The sequence below is a fragment of the Hyphomicrobiales bacterium genome, assembly GCA_030688605.1.
In the GTDB taxonomy this organism is placed as follows: Bacteria; Pseudomonadota; Alphaproteobacteria; order Rhizobiales; family NORP267; genus JAUYJB01.
The window spans coordinates 1-3056 of the sequence record JAUYJB010000141.1 but is presented as its reverse complement, the minus strand read 5'-3'; the positions used below and the strand labels follow the sequence as shown (position 1 = coordinate 3056).

The 3056-nt window shown below is 57.6% G+C and carries 2 protein-coding genes and 1 pseudogene; all 3 read left to right on the top strand.

Translation table 11 applies throughout. The features are described 5' to 3' along the window. Nucleotides 1-242 (top strand): IS256 family transposase (locus Q8P46_14875; GenBank protein ID MDP2621430.1); only part of this gene is annotated, 242 nt, incomplete at its 5' end. Nucleotides 243-545: 303 nt separating this feature from the next. After that, nucleotides 546-2018 (top strand): annotated as a pseudogene (istA, locus tag Q8P46_14870) (IS21 family transposase). A 4-nt stretch (nucleotides 2019-2022) separates the two neighbouring features. Further along, nucleotides 2023-2796 (top strand): IS21-like element helper ATPase IstB, encoded by a 774-nt coding sequence (gene istB / locus Q8P46_14865; GenBank protein MDP2621429.1) that lies wholly within the window; start codon nucleotides 2023-2025, stop codon nucleotides 2794-2796. Nucleotides 2797-3056: the final 260 nt, after the last annotated feature.

Here is a 3056-nt window from a genome sequence, read left to right as displayed (position 1 = left end):
TCCCGGCCGAGCACTGGAAGCACCTGCGGACAACCAATCCCATCGAGAGCACCTTCGCCACGATTCGTTTACGCCATCGCCGCACCAAGGGCAGCGGCAGCCGGCGGGCCAGCCTGGTGATGATGTTCAAGCTCGCTCAATCCGCTCAGAAACACTGGAAACGACTCAATGGTCATCAACACATCATCCATCTCTTGGAAGGAAAAAAGTTCATCGACGGAATCATGCAGGACGCCGCCTAACAGATTCCCAGAACACAACTATTGACAATAGCTCCAGAAGGCAACAGAGACAACAGAGTATGTCTCTCCATTCTCTCGATTTACTTCTGTTCAAAAAATGGCCCTGTGTTTCGGCAATTCTTGGATTCCCACCTTTGCGCCTTAGCGCCTTTGCGTGAATACTTTGTTCGTTGTTACAGTTTCAGTCACTTGTATAGCGACAATTACTTTTCCGGTCTGACGACAATTAGAATTCCCGGATGAAGGGTCTGTGAGCGGCGGGCCGGTAGATTATCGCAAGTCTCCGTAGGAGGGGGACTTGTGATGGTCACGGATTGTCAGGTGAAGCGGTTGTGGCGGGCGTTGGCGTCGAGGAAGTCGTTGGAGCAGGCAGCGGACTTGGCGAACATGGACGAGAAGACGGCCAGGAAGTATCGGCGACTCGGGCAACTACCCAGCGAGGTCGCTCCGCAGCGGACGTGGCGTACCCGGCAAGACCCGTTTGTCGAGTTCTGGCCGGAGGTTTTCCAGCAGCTGCAAGAAGCCCCGGGCTTGGAGGCCAAGACGCTTTTCGAGTGGCTACAGCGGAAGTATCCGGGCAAGTTCGACGACTCACAGCTGCGCAGTTTTCAGCGGGGCGTGAAACGCTGGCGAGCGACGGCGGGGCCGGCGAAGGAAGTGTTCTTCGGCCAGGTGCATTATCCGGGGCGGTTGTGCGCCTCGGACTTCACCCACATGAACAGCTTGGGCGTGGCGATCGGCGGCCAGGCGTTTGACCACCTGGTCTATCACTGGGTGCTGACGTATTCGAATTGGGAGTCGGTGACGATTTGTTTTTCGGAGAGTTTTGAAAGCCTCAGCGAAGGCCTGCAAAACGCTGTGTGGGAATTGGGCGGCGTACCTCAACGGCACCGCACGGATCGTATGAGCCTGGCGGTGAACAACGCCTCGAACGAGAAGGAGTTTACTGAGCGGTACACCGGACTGTTGAGTTACTGCGGGATGGAGATGGAAAAGATCCAGCCGGAGGAACCGCACGAGAACGGCGACGCCGAGCAAGCGCACCGCCGGTTCAAAGAGGCGGTCGAGCAATCTTTGTTGCTGCGTGGCAGCCGTGATTTTTCCTGCCGAGAGGCCTACCAGCGATTCCTGCATGAACTGGTGGCGAGCCGGAATGCGGGCCGCCGGAAACGGCTGGACGAAGAGTTGCCCCATTTACGGCGCCTGCCTGAGCGACGACGGGAGAGTTGCAAGCGGCTGCCGGTGCGAGTGGATTCGGGTAGCCTGATCCACGTGGACCGGAACGCCTATTCGGTTCCCAGTCGGCTGGTGGGCGAGAAAGTTGAGGTGCGGCTGTACGTCGAACACGTCGAGGTTTGGTACGCCCAACAGGAAGTGGAGCGATTCCCACGCTTGCGTGGGCGGAACAAGCACGCCGTCAACTATCGGCACATTATCGACTGGCTGGTGCGGAAGCCAGGGGCATTTGAGAACTATCGCTACCGAGCAGACCTGTTTCCGACCAGCCGTTTTCGCATGGCTTACGACGCCCTGCGTGATGCGCAACCGGAGCGAGGTCATAAAGAATATTTGGGGATTCTGTATCTGGCGGCCCGCCAGAGCGAGACGGCGGTGGATGACGCTTTGCGAACGCTGCTGGCAAGCGATCAGAGTGTGAGCCGTTCGGCGGTCGAGGAATTGATTCAGCGAGCAGATAAGATTCCGGCGGTCACCGACGTGACCGTCGCCGACGTGAACCTGTTGGATTTCGATGACTTGTTCTTGCACAAGGAGGTGTGGGATGGATTCGAAGGGAGATGTGAACGAGCGGTTGACAGCCTACTTGCGGGAACTGCACTTGCCGACGATTCGGGAATGCTTTGAAGAGCTAGCCCGACAGGCGACGCAGGAGACGGCCAGCTACGAACAGTACTTGCTAGAGTTGGCCGAACGGGAGTGCCAGGTCCGCTGGGCCAAGCGAACGGAGCGGTTGTTGCGTCAATCACGATTGCCATCGGAGAAGGACTTGGCGAGCTTCGACTTGGGACGGCTTCCCACGAAAGTCGCCCGGCAAGTGCGAACGCTCATGGATGGCTCGTTCGTGGACCGCCGTGAAAACCTGCTGTTGTTCGGCAAAACCGGCACGGGCAAGACGCATCTGCTATCGGCGATCTCTCAGGAGTTAGTCCGCTCGGGCCGCAAGGTGATGTTCTCACCGTGCAGCCTGCTGGTGCAGGAACTGTTGGTGGCCAAGCGAGATCTGAAGCTCAGCCGAGTTTTGAAACGGCTTTCGAGCTTTGAGGTCTTGGTGATCGATGACATCGGTTATGTGCAGCAGAGTCGGGAGGAGATGGAAGTGCTCTTCACGCTCTTGGCAGAGCGATACGAGCGGGGAACGGTGATGTTGACTAGCAACCTACCTTTTTCCAAGTGGGAGGCGATCTTCAAGGATCCAATGACCACGGCGGCAGCGATCGACCGTCTGGTACATCACAGCGTGATCTTGGAGTTGAATATTGCCAGCTACCGACTGGAGGCAGCCAAGCAAGCCAAGTCTCCCGAGGCAGCGGCATGATGGAGGGAGAGGGCCGTAGGCGGCGTGAGGCGTGGGGGCCTTTTTGTTCCGCTCCGCTGCGCTACGCTCCACAAAAAGGCCCCCACGCCTCTAGTTTTACGAAGGGAATTCTAATTGTCGCTCAAGAGAACGAATAGTTGTCGCCGAACATACTGTCGAAGTAACCGGACAAATCCGCGTCGATCACCTGCCAATGCCGCGATTTCAATAGTGTGTAGACGTGGCTCACCGCGTCTAGGGCACTACGCTTCTGTCGGTAG

Coding starts and splice junctions, on each gene's coding strand:
- istB (MDP2621429.1), top strand. CDS start 2,023: ATGGATTCGAAGGGAGATGTGAACGAGCGGTTGACAGCCTACTTGCGG.